General features: G+C 43.9%; 9 protein-coding genes, 1 other RNA gene and 1 pseudogene. 7 read left to right on the top strand and 4 right to left on the bottom strand.

What is annotated here, in order from left to right:
* Positions 1 to 173: 173 nt before the first annotated feature.
* Positions 174 to 1,181 (bottom strand): annotated as a pseudogene (gene recA, locus HUF13_RS15260) (recombinase RecA); the annotation flags it as partial.
* 41 nt (positions 1,182 to 1,222) lie between these two features.
* Positions 1,223 to 1,756: a CinA family protein gene (locus tag HUF13_RS15255; RefSeq protein WP_304039264.1), complete on the bottom strand. Its 534-nt coding sequence runs from the start codon at positions 1,754 to 1,756 to the stop codon at positions 1,223 to 1,225.
* A 414-nt stretch (positions 1,757 to 2,170) separates the two neighbouring features.
* On the opposite strand from HUF13_RS15255, the gene HUF13_RS15250 reads away from it, so the two are divergent.
* A complete protein-coding gene (locus tag HUF13_RS15250; RefSeq protein ID WP_173475922.1) occupies positions 2,171 to 3,268 on the top strand; it encodes a DUF5683 domain-containing protein in 1,098 nt (365 codons plus the stop codon).
* A gap of 221 nt (positions 3,269 to 3,489) precedes the next feature.
* Here HUF13_RS15250 and HUF13_RS15245 read toward each other — a convergent pair whose 3' ends face one another.
* The gene (locus HUF13_RS15245) at positions 3,490 to 4,116 is read right to left on the bottom strand and encodes a histidine phosphatase family protein (protein WP_173475921.1); all 627 of its coding nucleotides are present in this window, start codon (positions 4,114 to 4,116) and stop codon (positions 3,490 to 3,492) included.
* A gap of 105 nt (positions 4,117 to 4,221) precedes the next feature.
* An RNA gene (gene ffs, locus HUF13_RS15240) (signal recognition particle sRNA small type) lies at positions 4,222 to 4,318 on the bottom strand.
* Positions 4,319 to 4,541: 223 nt separating this feature from the next.
* On the opposite strand from ffs, the gene HUF13_RS15235 reads away from it, so the two are divergent.
* The 6 genes from HUF13_RS15235 to HUF13_RS15210 all read left to right on the top strand — a co-directional run bounded on the left by HUF13_RS15235 (position 4,542) and on the right by HUF13_RS15210 (position 24,578).
* Positions 4,542 to 10,442: a cadherin domain-containing protein gene (locus HUF13_RS15235; RefSeq protein ID WP_173475920.1), complete on the top strand. Its 5,901-nt coding sequence runs from the start codon at positions 4,542 to 4,544 to the stop codon at positions 10,440 to 10,442.
* Between the two features lie 362 nt (positions 10,443 to 10,804).
* Entirely contained in the window at positions 10,805 to 19,567 is an 8,763-nt protein-coding gene (locus HUF13_RS15230; protein WP_173475919.1) for a cadherin domain-containing protein, read from the top strand.
* A gap of 74 nt (positions 19,568 to 19,641) precedes the next feature.
* The gene (locus HUF13_RS15225) at positions 19,642 to 19,968 is read left to right on the top strand and encodes a stress response translation initiation inhibitor YciH (RefSeq protein WP_173475918.1); all 327 of its coding nucleotides are present in this window, start codon (positions 19,642 to 19,644) and stop codon (positions 19,966 to 19,968) included.
* Between the two features lie 127 nt (positions 19,969 to 20,095).
* Complete coding sequence (locus HUF13_RS15220; RefSeq protein ID WP_173475917.1) at positions 20,096 to 21,445, top strand: FecR domain-containing protein; 1,350 nt, start codon at positions 20,096 to 20,098, stop codon at positions 21,443 to 21,445.
* Positions 21,442 to 23,751 (top strand): hypothetical protein, encoded by a 2,310-nt coding sequence (locus HUF13_RS15215; RefSeq protein ID WP_173475916.1) that lies wholly within the window; start codon positions 21,442 to 21,444, stop codon positions 23,749 to 23,751. The genes HUF13_RS15220 and HUF13_RS15215 overlap by 4 nt, the downstream gene beginning before the upstream one ends.
* Positions 23,751 to 24,578: a deoxyribonuclease IV gene (locus HUF13_RS15210; protein WP_173475915.1), complete on the top strand. Its 828-nt coding sequence runs from the start codon at positions 23,751 to 23,753 to the stop codon at positions 24,576 to 24,578. Before HUF13_RS15215 ends, HUF13_RS15210 begins: the two co-directional genes overlap by 1 nt.
* The last annotated feature ends 233 nt before the right edge of the window (positions 24,579 to 24,811 follow it).

The raw sequence follows: 24,811 nt of genomic DNA, 5'->3' as shown, positions 1-24,811 counted from the left end.
AAGAACCAGGGTTTATGTTTTTTCAGGAAGAAAAATCGTCATTCTCCGAAGGAGAATCCATTAAGTCAGGCGAGGATCTATGCTTCTTCTTGGATGCTTGCTTCGCCGTCTCCATCGTCACCGATGTCCACGGAATCGTTTTCACCGAGCTTGAAGAGTTCCACATCCTTCATGCTTTCGCGAATCTTGGTTTCGATTTCGTTGCAGAGTTCGGCGTTGTCCTTGAGGAACAGGCGGGTGTTTTCGCGACCCTGGCCGATGCGTTCGTTGTTGTAGCTGAACCAAGAACCGCTCTTCTGAATGATGTCGAGTTCGCAGGCGAGGTCGAGGATCGAAGCTTCGCGAGAAATGCCAACACCGTACAGAATGTCGAATTCGCACTGGGTAAACGGAGCGGCGACCTTGTTCTTCACAATCTTTACGCGGGTGCGGTTTCCAATGACTTCTTCGCCGTTCTTGATGGCTGCGATGCGACGGATGTCGATACGCTGGGTGGCGTAGAACTTGAGGGCGTTACCGCCGGTGGTCGTTTCCGGGTTGCCAAACATCACGCCAATCTTCATACGGAGCTGGTTGATGAACAGCATGCAAGTGTTCGATTTGGAGAGGATGCCGGTGAGCTTGCGGAGTGCCTGGGACATGAGGCGTGCCTGGAGACCCACATGGTTGTCGCCCATTTCGCCGTTGATTTCTGCCTGCGGCACAAGGGCTGCCACAGAGTCCACGACGATGATGTCGATGGCGCCAGAACGCACAAGTGTTTCGGCAATATCGAGAGCTTGTTCGCCGGTGTCCGGCTGGGACACGAGGAGCGATTCGATATCCACACCGAGCTTGCGGGCGTAGACCGCGTCGAATGCGTGTTCTGCGTCGATGAAGGCAGCGACGCCGCCGAGCTTCTGTGCTTCGGCAATGGCATGCAAGGCAAGAGTTGTTTTACCAGAAGATTCTGGTCCATAAATTTCGATGATACGTCCGCGGGGGAATCCGCCCACGCCAAGAGCCATGTCCAACTGGATGCAGCCCGTCGGGATGACCGGGATGTCTTCGACAGGTTGCTGCCCGAGAGCCATGATGGAACCTTTACCGTAATTCTTTTCAATCTGGGCAATTGCTGCTTCGACTGCTTTTGCTTTTTCGCTAGAAAGGTTGCTGGTGGGTGTAGTAGTTTTCTTAGCCATTGTAGACTCCGTTTTTATCTTTTTTTTTGTTAATATACTAATTAGTGAACTTTTGTGCAAGTGCTTTTTTGGCTATTCAGTAAAAAAAGAAGCTTGCTCATTATCTTATACACGCTTTTTTCACGGATTTGTCCACGATTTCCTGCAAAAATCTCGCAAAAGGCTTCATTTTGCAAACTATTGGCGACACACATCCATACTGTACCGACGGGTTTTCCCGGTTCTGCACCGGTTGGCCCCGCAATTCCCGAAGTGGCAACCGCCCATTCGCAATGGAATGCTTTGCGGGCGCCTTCGGCCATGGCTTTTACGGTCTGTTCGCTGACAGCACCGTATTTCTCGAGGATTTCATCGCTTACCCCCAGCATGTCATGCTTGATTTCGTTCTGGTAGGCAACGATTCCGCCCTTGAAAATCGCAGAAGAACCCGGCTCGTTGACAATGCTCGATGCGATAAGCCCGCCTGTGCAGGATTCCGCTGTTGCCATCATTTCTCCGCGCTTGATCAGTTCTTCTTTGATCTTTATGGCCAGTTCGTGAATTTCGTGTTCGATATTGATTGTTTCGTTCATCATTACACCCATAAGTTAAAAACATTAAATGTCAAAAACAGACATTTTTATAAAAACTTGAAATTTTTTTCGCCGCATAGTCACTTTGCGGCCCCTCTCGTCATTCTGAGCGAAGCTAAGACAACTCAGTAGGCGAGAGTTGCGACAAGGCATGTCTTGTCATAACCGAGCTTAAGAGTTGCGGGCTTCAGCCCAATCTAGTCAAGTCTTGAATCTTATTCATTTGTCATTGCGTCTACGTATAACCTGTTCGCCTCGGTAATGTGAAAGTTCGCTTTCGTACTCATGTCATTCCCAGCGGAGCCTGTCCTGAGCGTAGTCGGAGGAACCGGGAATCTCCATCATGTGACGCAAAATTAAATAACTTTAAACATCTTATTACGACTTTATAATAATCTTTTTCTATATTCGCCCTCAATGACAGCAAAAACCTTCATAATGGCGCTTTTGGTGCTTTGTGCGTCTCTTTTTGCAGAGACTGCGGCGCCGGTTACAGTCCCAGACTCGGTTCAGGGGAGTGTACCGGTTTCTACCCACAGCGCTGTGGATGTTGCAACGGAATCCGATGACGACGACGATGACGCTCCCGAAGCGCCTAGCGAAGAAAGTTTTCAAGTTTCCTCGACTCCGCTTTTAAGAGGCAAAACCGGCATCGTGGCTATTGATACGCTCCCCGTGAACGAATGGGATATCCCTACAAAGCGCAATTCGCTTAAATACGCCATGCTTTTTAGCTTGCTTCCCGGTGGTGGCCAGTATTATACGGAACATTATGTGCGTGGCGGATTTTTGACGGGTATCGAAGGTTTGCTGATTTACGACATCTTTTTTAACAGGTCGTTCCAAAGAGATCGACTCTTGGATCGCGCGCAACTTTTCCAGGATTCCGTCGGTTATTTTACGTCAAAAATCATGAATGGCCCTCGTGATAGCATCGCCATGTACCATTCAAAACGCCTTGAATTCCTCGAACGCGTCCGTGCGCAGAGCGACAAAAAAATGGAACAAGAAGACGTGCGCAAGGCCGAAGTCGCCTGGCTTATCGGCGTTCACCTTTATGGCATGTTCGACACGTTTGGCATTTGGTACAATAACAACTACCGAAGTACGGAATATCGCGAAATGAAGAAGGCGCTCCTTTGGGCTATTTTGCCGGGTGGCGGTCAAATTTTCAACCGTGATTTTGGCAAGGCCGGGCTTGTCTACATGGGTATCTTGGGAGCTATTGTGAGCGTTTCTACGTCTCAGAACATGGTCAATTATTACCTTGACCGTAAACACTTAGTCGAACAGGAAAATCCGAAGTCCGAGGAATACGACCGCATCAAGGAACGTGTAACATACTACCGCAAAAATCGTAACACTTACATTTGGGGTGGTGTGTTAATTTACTTGTACTCTATCGCCGATGCCGCTGTCGATGCTCTCCTGAGCGATTTCGATAACCCCTTGCATATGGCGCTCCTCCCGAATTTCGAAGGCGGCGCCCAAGCCGTCTTCTCGTTCGACTTTTAAAGCAGGCTCCGACCGGGAATCGCCCTCTCGTCATCCTGAGTCCCGGAATGGAGTCCGGGATAAACTCCGCGAAGACAACTCAGAAGGCGAGCGTTGCAAAAATGAGTTTGCTCATTTTTATAACCGAGCCAAAGAGTTGGGGCTTTAGCCCCATCCAGTTAAATCTCGTTTTGTGCAATCTAAGTTCTAAGCTCTAAGTTCTGCCAACTAGGCTTTGCCAACTAAACTTTAGATTCCATCTTAAGCTTTGGCATCGGAATGCCGTCATGAATCTTCGTGAACGTCCCGCGGTAGTGTCCGTCTTCGTTACGAGTAAATTCAAAACGTGACACCATGGCGTAAGAGAACATCCCTTCGACAAATACCTCGTCCGGTAGTCCGCAACGGGAATGTTGCAGTGCGGCAATCACGCCTGCATGTGTAATGCAAAGGAACTCGCCGTCGTCCGGGAGCGTGTCCAAGAACTTTCCGGCGCGTTCGTCAATGTCGTAAAAATTTTCGCCATTGGGGAACCTGAACCCGCGGAGGTCGCTTGTCCAGGCGTGCATTTCCGAACGGGGCACTGCGGTCAGCTTTTGCCCTTCCCACGTGCCAAAATTCAATTCGATAATTGCCGGTTCTTTTTCGACGGGCAGACCAAGCAACTTGGATGCTTTACCCGCAAACTTGGTGCAGCGGATAAGCGGACTCGAAAACAACCGCGTCGGTTTTGCGTTTGCTTCGGTAAGAGCCTTGAGAGCCTTGTCGGATTCGTCTTCGAATGTGGGGGAAACGTCGAAGTCCAATCTTCCGTAGCAAACATCGTTAGGGTTGTAAGGCTTGGTGTGTCGAATCGTCCAAAGAATCATTGTTAGGCTATAGGTTGTAGGTTATAGGTGCTTGGATATTGCGTCATCCTAAGCGTAGTCGAAGGCTAGGACGCCTAATAAAAAATGCCCCGGAGGGGCAATAAAAAGTACTAGGCTACCTGAGCACATAAAGATCCGCAAGTCCGTTGCTGCTTTCGCCCTGGCGAGTTGCCCGCAAATAATCATTGCGCAGGGCCTAGTGGTCGCAAATATAGAATCAAAGTAAATTTTTTTCAAGGGCAGCTAGTTTTATACTTAGCGAAATTCGTCATATTATACGCCTACGTCATAAAGCCTTTAAAAAGTGGTCTAAATTACCCCATTTTTTGTTTTTTATTTGTAACGAATGTTTTACCGTTAAAAAAATGTTACTATATTCAATAATGAGTGTTTAGGGTGTGGATCTTTTTTTGTTGGGGTCTATTATGGAAAAAGGAAATTTGTTTTTGAGAACAGTATTGAGTACTGTCGCGGCGGCGCTTGGACTCGCCACTCCGACTTTGGCTCAGGATGCGTCAGATGAACCCGCCGTTGAACGTGACACCGTTTTGCTAAGTCCTCTTTATTTCGAAAAGGATGGTGCCGCCGTTACGGATGAAACAGAAAACCAGCGCCTGTGGAACGAGCTTATGAAGTATAAGCTCTGGGGTACTGATTCCGTTATTTTTAATAAAGGTGGCTTTAGAATTGCTGAACCGAGCGGCTATACCGGAACGGCGAAAGGCAAGGTCATGTTCTATAATGGTGGACATACGTTAGGTGGTCCTATCATTTCGGGTAATGATCTTGATTTTGGTTATTATGGTGGTGGTGCTGATGGTGATACTTTGTTGAAAGGGCCTGTACGTGCTGGATGGTTGACGCTTACAAATTGGTATGATGCTCCAAATGCGAAGTATGAGGGCATATATTGCTTTGATGGGCAAATTTATTTTCCTGGTCCAGATCGCTTTACAAATCCCAATAGAAATGAAAATGAACATCGTGAAGGTGATGCTGTTGATGTGACAAAACGTTTTATCACGAACGTTCATAAGGGTGGTGGAAAAATTTATGCAGACTGGGACAAAGATATGCCAGTTCCGGGCAGTTCAGATGTAATAGTTCCTGGTTTGCCTGATTTATTCAATAATGATGGCACCGGTCTTGATGGCCATTTTGACAATTGCCCTGAAGATGTTCCTAAACCCGAAAAGCAACTTTCCGTTCCTTTAATGGAAAATATTACAAATTGGGAGCCTGCTATAAATGTTAGTGGAAATTCTGGAAAGATTGTCTTTGTTCATGTCCCTCCCATAACAAAAGAAGATTTGAATCAAAGTCCCAAAAAAGTTTGGTATGACAAGTATGTAGAAAATGTTAAGGCCGGTGGATCGAAGGGCGAAATTATTTATATTTTGATGCCTTCGAATAAACATAATGCGAATAAAAAAACAGGGCGTTTGACCCGTATTTTCTCTAGGGATGGCTTTAATTTTGAAAATTCTGCCAACAATTTGAGAATTCAAGTTGCCATCGTGAATGACAATGCCACTTGGAATAATACGACACAAATGTGGGAAAATCTGAATGAACCTGAATATTATTCAAATGGAAAAACGATTGAATCTGAAGATAAACCATATTGGATTGAAAATGATGGAAATGGTAATGACGTATGGTATAATCTAGATAAGCTTAACATAACGCCAGTAGCAGATTCGAATTATGCTGGTAATCTTTTGTTCTATACGACGGCCAATGTTGAATGGAAGCCTTTTATAGGAACAGATGGTGACAAAAGTGTTGGTGCTAAATTTCAGGGAACCTTTATTACAACAGGTGATTTTCTCATTGCAGACCATCTCAGTATTGCTGGCCAGCTGATTGCAGGTCAAAAGCTCAAGTTTGAATCTGACTTTAACGGTGAATTCCATTACGTACCGTTTAACTCTGCTGAAATCAAGGCCGATATATTCTCTTCGGACAAGTTTAAGGAAAGCGAAACCGTTTGGTACGATATGAACTTCTACCTGACGGATACCGCTCGAACCAATGTGACCTTTGATTACTGCTTGGCGTTCTTTGGTATAGATCTCGATATTCCGGCAAGTTTGAGCGGACGCGACTTTGCAGAACCTGAAGATCTCGATTTGGACGATAAGACATATCCAATGCCGCTTTGCTCGAAAGGCGAAAGCGGACATGTCGTTATTGCCAAGAACACTCGTAATCCGACCCAAGCAACTATGGCGCGTATTAAGGTCAAGTTGGATGGTCAATTTGAAAATGATGAATACATGTTGTTCAAGATAACGAACTTGAACGGCGCTACAATTACAGGAGGCCGTTTTGATGGCGGTCTTCTTGTGAAGCTGATCGATGACGACAACAAACCGCCGTACTTTATCGAGTTAGATAAGATAAAACTTGCGGTCCCTGAAAATTCTACAAAGGCTATAGCTGGGCAAGTTAAGGCCGACGACGGTGAAGGCGATTCATTCGTATTTGAAATTGTTGATGGAACCGCTATGGATTTGTTCGATATCGGGCTTACGTCGGGTATCGTGAGTATGAAAAATACTACTGATCCGTTTGATTACGAAGAATGGAAAACTTCGGGTACAAAGCATGATCTTGTTGTAGAAGTCTGTGATACAAGAGCTTCGACATCCAATTTCTTGCTTTGCTCTCGACAGAAATTCAATGTGAGCGTTACAGACGTTAACGAAAAGCCGTACTTTACAAATGCAACGAATGTTATCGAAATTGCAGAAGATGCTTCGTTCTCGTCCAATGAGGTTACGTCTGCTGATTATGACAATATTAGTATTACACAAAATCAGACATTCCTCAATAATAAATATGAAATCATTGGTGGCGATAAAGAATTCTTTGGCATTACATCTGGTGGCCTGATTTATCCGAAGGCTGGCGTTGTACTCGATTACGAAGTGAAGAATGAATATGAAATTGAAGTGCGAGTTCGTGATGCGAATGTGGATGCTAGTGGTGACTATGTTTACCCAGACCTTTACAGTGATATGCTCTTTAAGGTCCTTGTAACGGATGTCGAAGACGGTCCAAAGTTTGAGTTTGCGGTCTATAATGGAACGGTTGATGAAAATTCCGTCAAGGACACAAAGGTTAAGCTGGATCATGCAATCAAGGCAACGACAACGCAGCTTAATGCTACGATTACTTACAGCTTGATTGATGAGACTAATTCGTTCGTAATTGACCCGACTACAGGTGTTATTACTGTTGCGGATGGCGCAGTCCTTGACCATGAAACCAAGGGAACGTACAATTTGAAGGTTGTTGCGTCGGATGAATCGGGTGCTACGGACCAGGTGGTGCAAACTGCTACAGCTTCTGTTGTCATTAAACTGAACGACGTGAACGAAAACCCCATCTTTGTTGAACCGACCAAGACACTTGAGTTCAATGAACATATGAAAGGTGTTACCGTGGGGACGCTCACGTTTGATGACCTTGATACCGCATCGAAGTTCCGCAATAACAAATTTGAATGCACGGACTGCGACGAAAAAGGCTTCTATATTGACGAAGATACGGGTGTCCTTAAAACGACACGTGCATTTGACTATGAAACAGAAGAACATGTATACGAATTGAACATCGTTATCCACGATGCTGGTAAACCGAATGATCTTACTGCAACGGGTAAGGTTACCGTTTATCTCCGTAACGTGAATGAACCTCCGTTCTTGAAGGAAACTGTATTCACGGTTCCCGAAAATGAACCTGTCGGAAGCGTTCTCAAAAAGAATCTTGAAGGGATTGATATTGATGGTCCTGATATCGTTTTCAATTATTTCATCATGAATGGTGAAAAAGAAGGCCATGAGACAAATGAATTCCATCTGGATCCTAAAACGGGTAAATTCACTGTGCTGTCGAAGCTGGATTACGAAAAGACTTCCTCCTATTCCTTCAAGGTTCGCGTTAGGGATGAACATGACGGCTATTCTGATACGACGGTGACGATTAATGTTGTTGATGTGAACGAAGCTCCGTCTATTCTCGTGGACACTATTTATGTCTCGGAAAATCAGGAACTTAGAAAAACGTTTGCAACAGTTAAGACCGACAAGGATGATCCTGATACCAAGAATCCTGATTTCCGTAATAACGTTTACGAAAATGCAGACAATAATGAAATCTTCTCCGTGCAATCTAACGGTGATGTTATTCTCATCAAGTCGGTTGACTATGAATCGGATTCTATTTACGTGATTAACGTTCGTGTTACCGACAAGAATGATAAAACGCTTACTTCGACCAAGAAGGTTGTTGTGAAAGTGAAGGATGTCTATGAAAAGTCTGTTGTCGAAATCACGCGTGTCGAAACCAAGGATTCTGTGTATCTCAAGCCGGATTCTATTTTCGTGAACGATAAAATTGTAGATGTTGAATGGACTGCCGATAACAAGTTGAAAAACAGTACTGATACGTTGAAGCCAGGGTGCAATACCATTATCAAGACGTTCAAGGATCCGGCAAAGAATGCTGCGGGCTCCGATACAGTGGTTATCTGCTATAGCGATGCTGCTCCTATTGTGACGGTATCTGCGGATGGTGACGATGTAACTGCAGACAACATTTACACGGTCGTTGAAAAGGCTACAAAAAACGATACCGCCATTTACGTGAACGAAAAGAAGAACAATATTAAGGTGACGGTCAAGGATACCGCCTCTCACTATACAAAATCGTTTGTTGTAAATTTGGATTTGGATACGGTTTCTGTTTCGTCTAATGAATTCAAGAACATCAAGAACATCGCCGATTCCAAGGTCTCTCGTAAAAAGGATCCTGCTTCGGGAATTACTACAGTTCCTGAAAACGGTTCTTACAACAAGAATACCTATACAGAAGTTGTTAATAACAAACGCATTACAGTTACCTATTACACCGATAAGAAGGGTAACGATGTCAAGCGTTCTGTGGTTACTTCTGATGGTAAGACTAAGGAAATTGCGGTTATCGAAGTTTCTTACACGGTCAAAATTGGCGGCAAGGATGTGACAGTTTCGTATTATGCTGATGCTTCTACGGGTGAACGTGTGACGCTCAAGACCGGGCTCAGCGATAGTGAATCTGTGCTTTCTGCAGATGGCGATGATGTAACGGGTACATATAAAATATCATACACGTACACCGATAAGAATGGCAATGCTGTCGATGTCTCGTACTTCCTGGACGAAAAGGGCAAGATCGCTAAGAATAGTGATGGCAACATTGGTTACAACGTAGCATATACCTATGTGAACAAATTTGGTAACTCTTCTCGAAAAGAAGTGTTTATCGTGCTTGATCAGAAGGGACCTGTCGTAAAGATTGAATCTCCGTATGATGGCGAAGTGCTTACGTCTAATTTTACAGTTGTCAAGTGGACGGTCGATGGTGTTGATCAAGATACTCTTAGCGTACAGGGACTTGAAAATGGTTCACAAACGATTGTTCGCGTGTTCCGTGACAAGGCCGGTAACGAATCGAGTGATACTGTGACTGTCATGGTGAAGAATGTCAAGGACATTAATATTGATGTTGAAAAACCGGTAACGCTCGTGGATCGCGACTCTATCGAGAAGTATTACGATAAGAAACATAAGCCCAAGAAAGACCAGAACTACAGCGTGACGTTCTTCAACTACAAGAAAAACTCCGAAACAGAAGCGATTATTGGTATCAAGGGTAAGGCTAAGGATGGCTCGGGCGAAGAACCGTATCCGGGATTGGAAGGTCACCTCGGACCGACACTCGCGGTTGACGCTCGTGTACCTGTCGTGAACGCTATGGGCGGACTGGCAACGCTGGACGACATTGTGAGCGCTGGTGGCATGGTCGCACTGGAAGGCGTGGATGCAGCTAATGGTAAGAAGGTTTCTGTGAACGATTACGTTAACAAGTACTGCACGGACGAGTTCAAGGAATCCTTGAAGTCGGATTACAGCAAGATGAACCTCTATTGGACGACGATTAAGGTGAATATCTGGGTCTATACGAATACGGGCGCGTTCTCGGATTTCTATAGCTTTGATTACGACCTTGACGATCCGGACTATGTGAATGAAGCAGGTCTCTTGAAGCTCTTCTTCGAAATGAAGCCGGATGAAAATGGTGACGTGAGAACGAAGAAAGGACGCCTCTATGGTACTGGAGCTTACCTCTTCAAGACCGAAGTCAAGATGACGTCTAAGCTTCGCTGCACGCTCCCGCCGGTTAGCCTCGACAAGGCCGAGAAGAAAAAGAATGCCGTTATCAAGTCTAGTGACCAGCTTTTGAAGTCGTTTGGCTACAGAAGACCCGTGAACAAATAGGTGTATCGATTGTTGATAACTTGATTTTTTCTTGTAGTCGTAGTTTTAACTCATTTGATGCCCCGGCCTCCGTGCCGGGGTCTTTTTATGTGTAAAACTCTTTTTTTATTGTCTAAAATTCGCCTAAAAAATCGTCTTGAGCATGCGATTGACATCGAAGAAACTATAAATTTTTCTATACAATACAAATGATACAGAAAACAGCCAAAATAATACTCTTTTCTTACAATATTTCAAAAAAATAATGTTACGAAAATCACATCCATTACTATATTTCTAAAGAAAGTATTGGAATGTTTGGGGAAAACTGTGGCAAATTGGATGCATACGATTTGCCGTAGCAAAAGGAGCGTAGATAAAATATGTGGTTTAGCAAGTTAAGTCTTAAGGCTGCAGCCCTGGTGTTGATAGGTGCAGTTTCATCGATGGCACAATCTGGTGTCGCTCCATTGACGTTTGGGGATACTAAAACCGATGTTAACAACTGGAATTACCTGACCCAGTATAAGCTTTGGGGTACTAATGGTATTGAACTAGGTAACAGACCTGGTTTTTACGATCCAAAGTATTTCGATAAATCTACAATGAGTTATCCTGCAGACATCGATTTGTTGACGCTTGGTGCTGTAGGTACAGTGAAGAATCTCTCTTCAGTGGGTGATGGCGGATGGCTTGATGGCCCTATTGTTGTTGGTGGCAGCATTACCAATAGTGGTCAGAATTTTGAAATTTTGACAGGCCCTGTTCGTGTGAGCGGTTCAAATGGAGCTATAGTCCGTAATGGAGTCCAGACTTGTAGCATGACTGCATCGACTGGTCTATGTGATCCTTCGATTATTCCGGACTATCGCTCGAACATTAAGGTTCCGACTTTGAGTGGCGTTACATGGGGTGGATCTCTCTCTGTAGGTAATAATTCTAACAAAAGAACGCTTCTTGATGTAAGTTCTGCATGCTCTGGTGGTACTTGTGACTTGTATTATAGCTCTATTGATTTCCAAAATGATAGTCGTCTCGCTATTTCAATCCCTGAAAAGCAAATTGCACGTATCTTTACTAAGAGCCTGAATTTGAAAACACATCCGGAAATTGTGGTCCGTGATCCTGTCGCTGGCAAGGATCTCGCTCCTTCGGAATATAAAGGCAACTTGGTGATATATGTCGATGGTGACATTACTTTCGAAAATATTGATAACGTTCAAATTATGGGTACCCTGGTTAGTAATGGTACGCTTACTATGAAATGCAATATGATTATTTCTGGTCAATTTATTGCAAATAAAATTGTTATCGGTAATGAAATTGATGCCAAGAACTTTACTTTTACACCCGTTCGTCCGACTCCAAAGCTTGTTGTCGATAATAACTCAAAGAAACTAAAGGAAAGCACATCTTGGTACACTCTTGACATCGTTTTGGATGGTGAATCTGAAAAGGAAGTAACCTTTGATTATTGCTTTGAGTTCCAATCCGCAACTGGTGTCGAAGGTAAATACGCTGGATATCAGGATGTTGCTGAGGCCGATGCTGATCATGATTTCCCTATATGCGGTAAGAAGGTTGGAAAAGGAAAAATTCCAGCAGGCGAAACAAAGGCTAAAGGAATCTATTTCAAGCCTTTGATTGATGGCCTTGTTGAAAATGATGAAGCTTTGTGGTTCCAGGTTAATAATATTGAAGGCGCTGAATTATCTAGTGATTATGAAAACGGTCTTGGTTACAAAATTTACATTGTAAGTAACGATGAATTGCCAACGGTTAGGACTGCACTTACTATTGAAGTAAACGAAGATGAATTGCATAAATTCAATAAGGAAGAATTCAAATTCCAGCATGCTACGCAATCTTTTGCTTCTGTTATTATAACCACCCTTCCGAATAATGGTTTCTTGGTTTTTAATGGTACAAAACTGACTTCAGTTGGAAATGGTATAACTGTTGCTGTTGCGGATCTTGGCAAGCTTACGTACCAGTCTGCAGCCAATGAATTTGGTAATCCTAATCCGTATGCTACGTTTAAGTACAAAGTTGTTGGTGATGGTGTTGCTGGTGGTAATACATCTGTAGAATACACGGCTACTGTGAATGTTATTCCGGTTAATGATAAGCCTTCTGCTGCTGATGCCGTGTTTACTGTGAATGAACTTGATCATGCGGTATCTGGTGGCCCGATTGTAGTTACAGATGTATCCAACGAAAGAAATGTGGATACTTACACTTATTCTGTGGTGACTGGAACTGCTTGCGATGCTAATATGACTAGTTCTGATGCTGCTGCTTTTAACAGTTTGTTTAGTATCAGTAAGTTGAATAATCAGAATGCAACCATCGCGGTAAAGGCTGGTGTGTCGTTGGATTACAGAGCAAAGAAACAATACGAAGTCTGTGCTACTGTTAGGGATGATGCTAAAACAGAAACTCAAACGGTTACTGGAGGTGGTGTTAAGACCTCTGATCAGTTCAAGATTACAGTCAAGATTAAGAACGAAAATGATCCTCCGACTATTGGAGACCAAAAATTTACTATTGCCGAAAAGAAGGCTGATGGAAGTGACTGGCCGAGTGGAACTCTTGTAGATGAAGTTACGACAGCAAGTGATCCGGATGACGACCCGTTGACTTATAGCATTGTGACCACTGGCGTTCCGTTTAAGTTTGATAATGGCTCCAATAAGCTTGTTATTACTGATGGTAGTGTCCTTGATTTTGAAACCAAGCCGACTTGGACTTTTAAAGTTAAAGTGACTGATGGCGATTTAGAATCATCTCAGGCTACGATTACCGTAACACTTACGGACGTTAATGAACCGATTGAAGAGCCGACTTTGAAGAGAGAGTATGCCGGCAATGAAAGTACAGATGAAAAACCTGCGACCGGAAAATCTTTTGGCACATTTGAAGTCTTTGATCCTGATGCAGGTGATGTATTGACCTATTCGATATCGGGGGCCTTGACGGGTGCTGCCGATGCAGCTATTGCGTCAAATGATTTGTCTGATATCTTTGTGCTCAAGGAAACTAAAAATACTAATGGCACAAGAACGGTATCGATTAATGTAAAGGATGCGTCTTTGCTTGATTACGAAAAACTTTACATTAGTAGCAAGGGTAATGCAACATATCAGGCGACCATTAAGATTAAGGACAAGGCTAATCATGAAGTCTCGAGGACGACGAATATTGCCATTAAAGATGTCAATGAAAAGGTTTCTGCAAAGGGAGGAACGTTCTACTTGAATGAACACTATCCGGCAGGAAGCCCGCTGTGTGCTGAACCGTATAAGGATGATGTGGGTAATCCGATTGATTGCCCCGACTTTGCACGAGTAGAAGGCTCTGATATAGACCTCTATACGGCTTCTTTCAAGAAGTTGACATATAAGATGTCTGCAAATAATACTGGAGACATGGCTGAAGCTGCTAAAAAGTTTACAGTTAACCCCAGTGATGGTAGCTTGTATTCTAATGCTGATAAATTTGATGTTGAAACGGGTACGACAAAATTCAAGTTCTTGGTAACTGTTTCTGATGGTGAATTTTCCGCTGATGCAGAAGTTACTGTAATAATTGATGACATTAAGGAGCCAGAAATCAATCTTGATACAAAGGGATCTGCAATTGTTAAGGAAAATACTCCTTCAGGTCAAGAAGTAGATGATTTCGCAGCAATTGAAGATGAAGATGTGCGTGAAGAATTGGAGAAGATTAAGGGAACTATTTCTTACGACATTGATCAAACGGCTAGCGCCAATGCTAAGGGACTTTTTGACATAGCGTCCGATTTGGGTATTATTACCGTTAAGCCGGGAGTCACTATTGATTTTGAAGCGATTTATCCAAATGTTGAATATTCTGTCAAGGTTGTTGCATCTGGAAAGAATGCTGATGGTGCAGATGTGAAGGTTAATATCGACAGAAAACTTATTGTTGTTGATGTTAACGAAATGCCTACAATTACAGGAGCTTCTCAAACAACTCAGAATAAGCTGCCTTCTGGTATTACCAAGAAGGATCTTGAAATTTATGTTCCTGAAACATGGACTAGTGTCAATGATGCCTTTGGCAAAGTTGATGCCACGGACCCGGATAACGCCTATGGTTCGTTGCCGCATCCTTATGGATTTAATGTGCTGACCTATAAGGTTGAACAAATCAATCCTGTTGATGGCAGTACTGAGTTCCCGTTTGAACTTAATCCCAATACAGGCGCATTTACTGTTGTTGCTGGTAAAGAACTTGACTATACAAAGCAGAAAAAATATGAATGTGTTGTAAAGGTCATGGACCGTTCTTTGGATCCTGAAAATCCATCTAAGTCCACAACCGCAACGATTGTTATTAATGTCTTGGATAAAAATAGACCTTCTGAATTCAAGGTGCTGACAAACCCGTACGAAGTTGACGAAAATGTGAAAGTGGGTACTGAACTGGATGGTGAGCCGATTGTCGTCTATGATGAAGATGACGCCGATTTGGATAAATTGAAAATTACAATAACAGATAAAGATGCTACGGCTGCTATTGATGCCGCAAAGCTTTTCGAAGTTGTTCAGGTGAGCAAGACTGATAGCGATCGCTTGAGCAAGTTTGTTATCAAGACTAAGGCTGGTATTGATTACGAAGCGCTTTACAAGACTTTGGAATCTGATGCTGTATTCAATGTTACTTTGACCATTGAGGATACTGAAGGTAATAAGACTTCGCAGGATACGAGAATTCGAGTGAATGACGTGAACGAAGAACCGGCATTTACCAAGACTTCTTATGAATTTGCGGTTCGCGAAAACATTGCCAAGGATTCTGTTTTGGGCAAGGCTGAAGCTCATGACCCGGATATTTATAATACCAGATTCGGTACGCTTTACTTCTCGCTCGAAGATGATGATGCCGCTCCGTTCGATATCGGAAGCGAGGGCGAAATCTCGGTTACCAAGTCTGCAAAGCTTGATTATGAAACCAAGAAGGTTTATAAATTCCATGCCGTTGTGACGGACAAGAAGTTCACGAAGAAGGTTCTTGTAACAGTCAATATTTTGGATGTCGATGAAACACCTGTATTCTCTGATGTTCCGGAATTGGCCGTGAATGAAAATACGTTGGAAGGGGATAAAGTTGGCTCTGTCGTTGCCGATGATGATGACTGCAAGGGCGGCAATACTTGCAAGAAGCCTACCTATACACTTGCTGCTACGGATACCGATGCCGACGACTACAAGTCGTTTACGATTGATAAAACAACCGGTATGGTTAAGGTGGCTAAGGACAGCATCTTGAACTATGAAGTGCAGAAGGAATATTCTGTTCGTGTAGTTGCAACTGATGGTGACGATCCGACGCTCTCTACATTTGTCGATGTTACGATTAAGATTAATGACGTGAACGATGCTCCGACTTATGAAAAGAAGGAGTATGTGTTCGAAATTCATGAAAGTGCTCCGGTGGGTGAATTCATTGGCTCAGTTGTTGCCGATGATGAAGATACATGGAGCAAGCTCACGTACGCCCTCTCGGATTATGAGACTGATTCCAAGGATGCTACCGCCTTTAGAATTGAAGATGGTAAGATTTACTTGAAGTCGAGTTCATTGAATTATGAAACGAAGAAACAGTATCAGGTTTGGGCTAAGGCTACGGATAATGGTGAATCTAAGGGATTCCAGAACTATACCGCAACGACGCTCGTGACCATCAACCTGATTGATGATCCTGATGAACCGAAGATTGAAGATGATGGCAAGAAGAGCTATGATGTTGCTGAAAATACTGCAGACAACAATACTCCGAATGGCACAGAAATCGCTTGCTACAAGGTTACTGATGAAGACAGGGGACAGCTTTCTACCCTCGTCGCTTATGTGACGGATATTGGCAATACGGATGCTGACCGCATATTTGATGCCAAGATGAAGAAGGATAGCCTCTGCCTTATTGTGAAGGATGCTTCTAAGCTCAATTACGAAACAAATAAGCATGTTCACAAGATTACCGTCGAAGTGATGGATGCTGACAATCTTACTGCTAAGGTGGAAAAGACAATCAATATTGTTGACGTGAACGAAATGCCGATTATTTCGGGTAACAAGACCTTTACGCTCTATGAAAACAGTGGTACAGGTGATGATGGTAAAGGTTTTGTGATTGGTAAACTTTATCCGGATGATATCGATACGTCTAAGGTCTATACCGATAACGTGTTCAGTCCTGTCGGTGGCGATACTGATTTGTTCACGATTACTGAAGACGGTAAGATCAAGGCTAAGCGTGACTTTGACTACGAAAAGGAAACGATTCGTACGTACGAATTGGATGTCGCTTTGTCTGATAGAAATAAGACGAAGTATCCGAAGCTGACCACCAAGATGACGATTACAATCAATTTGAAGAATCGTCCTGAAGATCCTCAAATTACAACCAAGGAATTTAGCGTTCTTGAAAACTCTCCTGCTGATTCCTTGATTGGTGTCATTAAGGCTATTGACCCGGATGGCGATACTGAATTCCTCTTTACACTTGCCGAAGAAAGCCCGTACGTAGTTGTGGCGCAGAATGGCGAAATTCGAGTCAAGGATGGCGCTAAGATCGACTATGAAAAGATGCAGAAGTTTACTATCAAGGTGACGGTCAAGGATGTCGATGGTATTCCGACGACTGATGAAATCGTTATCAAGGTTATTGACGTGAACGAAAAGCCGACAATCAATCCGCAGGAATTCACGTTCCCTGAAGATTCTAAGCCGGGTACCAAGAAGGGACCGATTGAAGCTAAGGATCCGGATACAAAGAATCCGGAATTCAGCGACTTGAAGTACTATCCTGTTGATCAAAATGACAAGTTCGAAATCAAACCGAATGGTGACATTGTCTTGAAGGGTGAACTTGATTACGAATCGCAGAAGACCTATGTCATCAAGGTCTATGTGACGGATGGCGAATTCAAGGATACGACTGATGTAACCATCAAGGTGGGCAACGTCGTTGAAAAGTCTGTTGTCGAAATCACTCGCGTGGAAGCTGGTGACTCAGTCTATATCAAACCGCCGAAGAACAAGCCGATTTACACAAATCAGGAAGTTATCACGGTGGAATGGACCCAGGATGGCAAGCCCCAGACTAGCCTTGATACTTTGAAGGAAGGCTGCCAGCTGGTTATCAAGAAGTATAAGGCAGCCAATAAGGATGTCGAAGGTGCGGATACAATCGAAGTTTGCTACAGCACTGCCGCTCCGATTGTCGATATCGATGCTGACAAAATCAAGGTCATTGCCGATAACATCTATACGATTGTTGAAAGCGTAGACAAGAAGGACTCTTCGATTTACACGAATAGCAAGACTAAGGAAGTCGAAGTCTCCGTTATTGATACCGCTTATGCAGATGCCTCTTCTAAGCAGAAGAAAAAATACAAGGTGACTGTGGTCTTGGATACGGTTGCCGTGTCGGATAAGACTGTTAAGGAAATGGTGGAAATCTCCAAGTCCGAGATTACACTTGAAAAGAATCCGAAGTCTGACGTGAAGACGAAGCCGATTGGCGACAAGTTCAAGATCTCTTATGACAAGGTTGTGAATGGTGACTCTGTTACGGTTTCTTACTACACCGATGACAAGGGTGAAATCATCAAGACAACCGTTATTGACGAAAATGGCGAAAAGAAACAGATTAAAGTGATTGAAGTCTCTAAGGTTGTCGATGTGAAGGGCAAGTCTGTGACGGTCTCTTACAAGGCCGATGCCGAAACGGGCAAGATCTTGTACGGTGACTCCGAAGGTAACTTGCTGGTCAACGCTCCGAAGAGCAATGATAAGGATTCTAAGGAAAAACAGTCTGATGTTGACTTGAAAGCTGGTGTGGGCGCCTTTACGGTGACTTACGATGCCAAGGGTACTGAAGGTGACAAGACTACGGTTTCTTATGTCATTGACGAAAAGGGTAAGATTCCTTCGAACGAAGAAGGCGACAGAGGCTACCTTGTGACTTACACTTACACCAACCCGTATGGCAACTCTGGCGAAAAGTCTGTGTTCATGGTGCTTGACAAGCTTGCTCCGATTGTGAAGATTTTGTCTCCGGCGGATGGCGATGTGGTCTATGTGAACTATGTTGATGTGGACTGGTGCATTGCAGTCGATGGTGACGAAAAACACTGCGTGAAGCAGGATACTTTGAACTTCCAGAGCTTGAGCAAGGATGTGAATACCATCAAGCGTATCTATCGTGACAAGGCTGGTAACGAAACGGTCGCCGAAATTCAGGTGTTGATGAAGAAGGCGAAGAATGTCAATATCGATCTTGAAGAACCGATGGTTATAGTTTCGATTGATTCTGTGAGAAAGTATTACGATGACAATCCGCCTGAGGATAACCAGAAGTATGCTGTGACTATCTTGAACCCGACAACACAGACTGAAAAGGAAGTGATCAAGGGCTTTAAGAACGACTCGAAGGATGGTTCTGGCAAAGAACCGTATCCGGGCTACAATGGTCACATTGGTCCGACGGTTACGGTTGATATGAGGGTGCCTCTCGTCAGTGATGTTGGTGGCCTTGCTACGTTGGATGATATTATCGTTAACGGCAATATGATTCCGTTGGATGGTGTTGACGCCGATAAGAGTGAAAAGGCTACCGTGGAAGAATACGTTGAAAAGTATTGCTCCTCTGAGTTTAAGGAAAACTTGGGTAAGGATTTCAGCAAGGCTTTGCTCTACTCAACGACGGCCCATGTAACACTTTGGTTCTATACGACTAGTGGTCAGTTTGTCGATAAGTATCACTACAGTTATGATATCGATGATCCGGAAGTTGTTGACAAGGCTGGTAAGGTGAAGTTCTTCTTCGAAATGAAGCCGGATATTAACGGTGAATTGAGAGATAAGAATGGTCGTCTCTATGGTACGGGTCCGTATATCGTAAAGACCAAGGTCGATGTGCGTTCTACGCAGCGCTGTGTGGTTCCGCCGATAACAGAAAAGTCCAAGGTTGGCGATGTGCTGAAGTCTAGCGACGAAATGCTCAAGCGCTTCGGTTATAGACGTCCGGTTTTGCGCGGAAACGAAAAGTCTTCGGAATCTTCTAAGAAGGAAGGAAAGAAAGAAGACAAGAAGAACGATAAAAAGAAGAAGTAATACTTAGCTAAATGTGCGAAAATCCCGAGCTTGCGTTCGGGATTTTTTATTTTTGCAAAAAAACGAGGTTTATCATGGGTATCGAAGAGCGTTCTACGTTGGTGTTTGCAAGTGGTGTTGGTCGAATCAAAGAAGAAAAGCCGAAGGCGAGTCGCCCGCAGGGCGACGGTGTAGTCCGCATTATGCTGAAGCGTCTTGGTGGCGGAAAAATGGCTAGCGTTGTTTCGGGAATCCCGCTGGATGAGGATGAACTGAAGGAAATGGCTCGTGCCTTAAAGCAAAAGTGCGGCGTTGGCGGTTCGGTCAAGGATTTTAATATCGAAATCCAGGGCGACAAGCGCAATGTGCTCAAGACTGAACTCGAAAAAAAGGGATACATTGTTAAACTAGCAGGTGGTTAAAGGTCCTGGATTCCGTAAATTTTTGCTAGCATTGAAGATGTGTTTAGGTTCACGTTCTGAACATTTCTTTCGCAAAATTCGACAAAAAAAAGTAAATTTATCGTAAGAAAATAAATAGAGAGGTCTTATGTTTAAGCATCTGTCTTTATCGAGTCTTTTACTTACGATTATTGCTTCTACGACAGCATTGGCTGCACCCAAAGCGGGACATGTTAGTTACGTTGCGCCAGATGCGTTTAAGAGTGCAAAAAGCTGTGCTGAAGATGCCGTTTGGAAGCCGGCTAAGTATCCTCAAAAATTTGATATGTTAGATTGCTTTAAGACCAATGATGGCGGTTCTGTCACATTGACGTTGAAGGGCGATAACAGCACACTTACCATTGGCGAGAATTCTCTTGTTCGTGTCGATAGCCTTGTCGAAGATGATGGCAATGGCAATTTTTATATAAAGCCTCAAATCCAAAAAGGATTTATGGGCTTTAACGTCGAAAAAAATAAAGGCAATAAGGTTGATTTTTCTACGGGAACGGCTGCCGCTTCGATTCGCGGTACAGAAGGTGTTATCGGCGGTGATGAAAAGTCTTTCTTTGCAGGCTTGAAAAGGGGTAAGCTGGTTGTTTTTGATGTCACGGGAGTTTCTGATTCGATTCCTATAGCAGATGGCGAAACCGTTCTTGGTCGGGGAAAGTTTATAGTCCTCAAGTTGAAGTCTTCGGGCGACTTGAATTTTGCAAAAACGTTGTTGGAGCTTTTAGCCGATTCTACGTTGTCTATGGAAGATTTGGAAAAGGCTGTTATCAAGGCTGATTCTACTTATCAAGAAAAGCTTGCATCGAACGCTGCTGCAGGTCAGGCTAATGCTGTTTCAAAAGAAAAAGTCGAAGATGTTGCGGAATTGAAGGTCCCGCATGTTAAGTATTCCTCGTACGATTCTTTGCGCTGTGTGGCCAATGTATCTGTGTCCGATGTGCAGGCCGAAGTCCGCTTGTCTACGGTAATGGACGGAACGCTTATTTCGGAAGTTGGCGTAAAACGCAATATGCCCAAGCGTGTTGCATTACGTAGTGGTGTTCATGAATATGAATTTATTGTTGAAAATGAAGTTGGACGCAATAGTGTAAAAAAGACTTTGGGCTGCTATCCGATGAAGTCGTTCACGGTGAAAGTTTTGGGCGATAAAAAAGTGCATCTCCCGATTCCGCCCAAACCTCCGATTTCAGGAATCGAAGATATCATTACGGAAACGTTGCAATTCCAGATCCGCTTGTCGGAAAATGATGCAAGTTTCTTGAACAAAGTTACCGTTCGCCAGAATGGCAAAGTTATTTTGCAGGAACGTCTCTCTCAAATCCAGAATTTGGATTACCAGATTCCTGTTGAATTAAAGCGTGGTATGAAGAACCGCTTTGATATTGAAGTTATTCATAAGAGTGGCTATGTTGTCAAGACTGCCAAGGTTTATGAGGTGAGTAAATGATTTTTAGAAAGCTAGTTTTAGCTTCTGTTTTTGCAATACCTGTTTTTGCTCAGCCTGTTGCTGATTCTGCCGATGTCAAGTCTTCGTGGACGGTGAACGGTTCCGTGGGGGCTGAATTTGGTTTTCATTCTGTTGTAACTCAAAAGAATGAAACAGATGAAGATTTCGATGACGGTTACTCCACGATTCAGCCGGGACACAAGTACAAGAATTACTTTCAGGTACCTGGGGTTTATGGAGCTTGGAATGCATATGTCCAAATGCAATCTGAGACGGGGCGGAAAATCGAATTTACGATGGATGTTTCTCATGACAGTTGGAATCACTTTGACTTGAAGTTTTTGCAGGCTTCGTATGAAGATCGCCTCCAAAAATTGATTTTGGGTGATTTCAATGTTTCGAATGGTGACCTCTATTTGTCTGGCGTAGATGTTTTTGGTGCTAGCTATGACTTTTATTTGAACGTGAATAGAGCACTGCAAAGTCCTTTGCTTGTATTTAGTGCTTTTGGCGGTGAAACTGTTGCTATAAAATTGCCTTACGAAAGAGACCCGGACCAGTACAACATGTATATTGGTCTTGACGAAGTCGTAGCGCAAAAAATGGTTGTGGGCGGTAAGATTCTTTTGAACGCTACGAAAAATCTTGATGCAACGATTGGCTTTATCGGAAGCAAGGATTACTTGGATGATCCGTTCTTTCGCGATGGTACTTCTGGTAACGTAAATCTTTCGAATCCGATGTTCTCCTCGAAGACACTTTTTGGTGAAGTCAACGGAAAAGTTCTTGGTGGACGTGGAAAGTATAATTTTCAGTTTGGTTTTGGTGGCGCCGACACGGTCAATGTAGTGACTCATCGCGCTGTGAATGCCATCTTTGAAGAAGCGGGGCTTGATGTGTCTCGCTTTGCGCAGTTGCGCCGCTTGATGAATAATGCTTCACTTGTGGGCAGCATGAGTCGCGAAGAGTTGGAACTCATTTTTGGCGACAATACAGGCATGACTCTGAATGATATGCGTAATGAATTGAAGCGTATATTGGAGCTTGCTCAGGAAGCCCTCAAAGCGCATAACGACAAAAATGATGATGATCCGACTGATTGGACCGCACAGAACCTTGCTTTTTCGGGATCTTACAATTGGAAAAATAAATCGACGATGATTGATGCGTATTTCCGTTTTGTGGGCCGCAACTACTACAGTGCTGGTTCTGTGGACATGTTGCAAAATTCTCGTTTGTTGGGAGCCAAGCTAGACCAAAAGATTAAAGATTTTTGGCAGTTGAATTTTGGGTATGAATTGAATATTGAAAATGCTTCTGGTAGCGGTGATGCGTACAACGTATTTGGTTTTGCCGAAGGCTCCAAGCTAGGGCTTTTGCCGGGGGCCGATGATGATTGGCTTGAAAAGCATGAACAGGATGATTATAGAACACTATACGATCACAATCTTGATTTGAAGAATACTTTCAAGGTGCGCGATTCTATTGAAATCATGGCGCGTTATGCCATGAATTATCGTACACGTAGCACTTCTCAGAGGCTTTATGGTAATTTCTTTGCGTCTTCGGGAATTTATTCGGATTCTTGGTTCGAAAAGCAGAAGGGTAAGCCGACGATTGATGTGGATACCGATGACGGAACGATTCAAATTGACTCCGCTCGCTGGGCGAAGTATGCGGCTTTGCAGGATGAACCGTATTTGGCTACGCAATTTGAAGAACGTTTGCTCAAGCATACTTTTGAACTTGAAGCAACGATTCGGTTCCCGAAGAATGTATTGAAAGTTGGCGGTGTATGGACTTACCGTACCGATATGTCTAGGTTCAATCAAGACGATTTGCTCGATGGCTTTGATTTTTCTGATGAAACTTATGGTATTCTTGGTTATTACTTCCATGGTAGCGATTATCTGGATGCCCGTTATCCGATTTCGCTCACAACGACGCTTGACCGTGTACGCAATACGGTAGCTATGACTCCGAGATTTAGAATATATAATCGCGATGACGAAAGAGAATTTGAATGGAACCTCATGGACAACGCTAAGATTCAACTGAAGCCGAATGTTCTTGACTTGATGTTGTATGCTAATATTCGTCAGGACTTTATGAGTCGCAAAGAAGACGGTGAAAAAGTTGAAGAAATGGAAATGGATTTGGATTTGTCTGCGGGCTTTAAGTGGCTGATTAACGAACAATTTAGCACAGAATGTACATTTGGTGCGTTTTTCAATTATCGTCCGGACAATGCCTCTGATGATTACAGAGATATTTACGGTATGATTTCGGTGAGTTACGATTTCTAATGCATATCGGATGTCATTTGTCCTCAACGGGTGGCTTTTTAGCGATGGGAGAGACCGCTCTTGCCATCGGGGCCGATACGTTCCAGTTCTTTACGCGTAATCCGCGTGGCGGTGCTGCAAAGCCGTTTGATAAAGCGGATGCCGAAGCTTTGAACGCATTTATGGATGCGCATTGCTTTGCTCCGATTTTAGCCCATGCGCCTTATACGTTGAATGCCTGCGCTGCGGATCCTTCGCTTCGGCAGTACGCGCAAGACGTGATGAAAGATGACTTGTTCCGCATGGACCATTTCCCGCATGCGATGTATAACTTTCACCCCGGTAGCCACGTGAAGCAAGGTGTCGAGGTGGGTGTAGAACTTATCTCGCAGCGCTTGAACAATATTCTGCACAAGGAATTGAAAACGAAAGTGCTCCTGGAAACGATGGCGGGGAAGGGGTCTGAAGTGGGGCGCTCTTTCGAGGAACTGCGTGCGATTATAGACCGCGTGGAACTGGATGAAAAGGTCGGTGTTTGCTTGGACACTTGCCACGTTTTCGATGGCGGCTATGATATTGTAAACCGCTTGGACGATGTGCTCGAAGAATTTGACAAGGTGATTGGGCTGAAGCGCTTGTGCGCGATTCACTTGAACGACAGCAAGAATCCGATGGGTAGCCACAAAGATCGCCATGAGGTCATTGGGGGCGGTTTTATTGGCTTGGAGGCGCTCGTGAATGTGGTGAATCATCCGGCGCTCAAGGGCTTGCCGTTCTATTTGGAGACGCCAAACGAGTTGCCGGGCTACGCTGCTGAAATTGCATTAATGCGGAGCAAGGAACGGTAGGAATGTGTTGGCCATGGTGATTGCGGTGTGTGGGGCAAAAGACTGTGAAAATGCATCGGGCATGGAAAAAAGTTCAAATTTTTTATGCTTAAGCCTTGACAACGGAATAGAAAACATCTATATTTGAGCGCGTCCGATTGGAATCCGTCAAAAAGATTCTTGAATCGATGGATGATGCTTCATAGCTCAGTTGGTAGAGCCCGCGACTGTTAATCGCGTTGTCCTTGGTTCGA

The organism is Fibrobacter succinogenes, from assembly GCF_902779965.1.
GTDB lineage: Bacteria > Fibrobacterota > Fibrobacteria > Fibrobacterales > Fibrobacteraceae > Fibrobacter > Fibrobacter succinogenes_F.
This window is presented reverse-complemented; position numbering and strand designations above follow the sequence as displayed.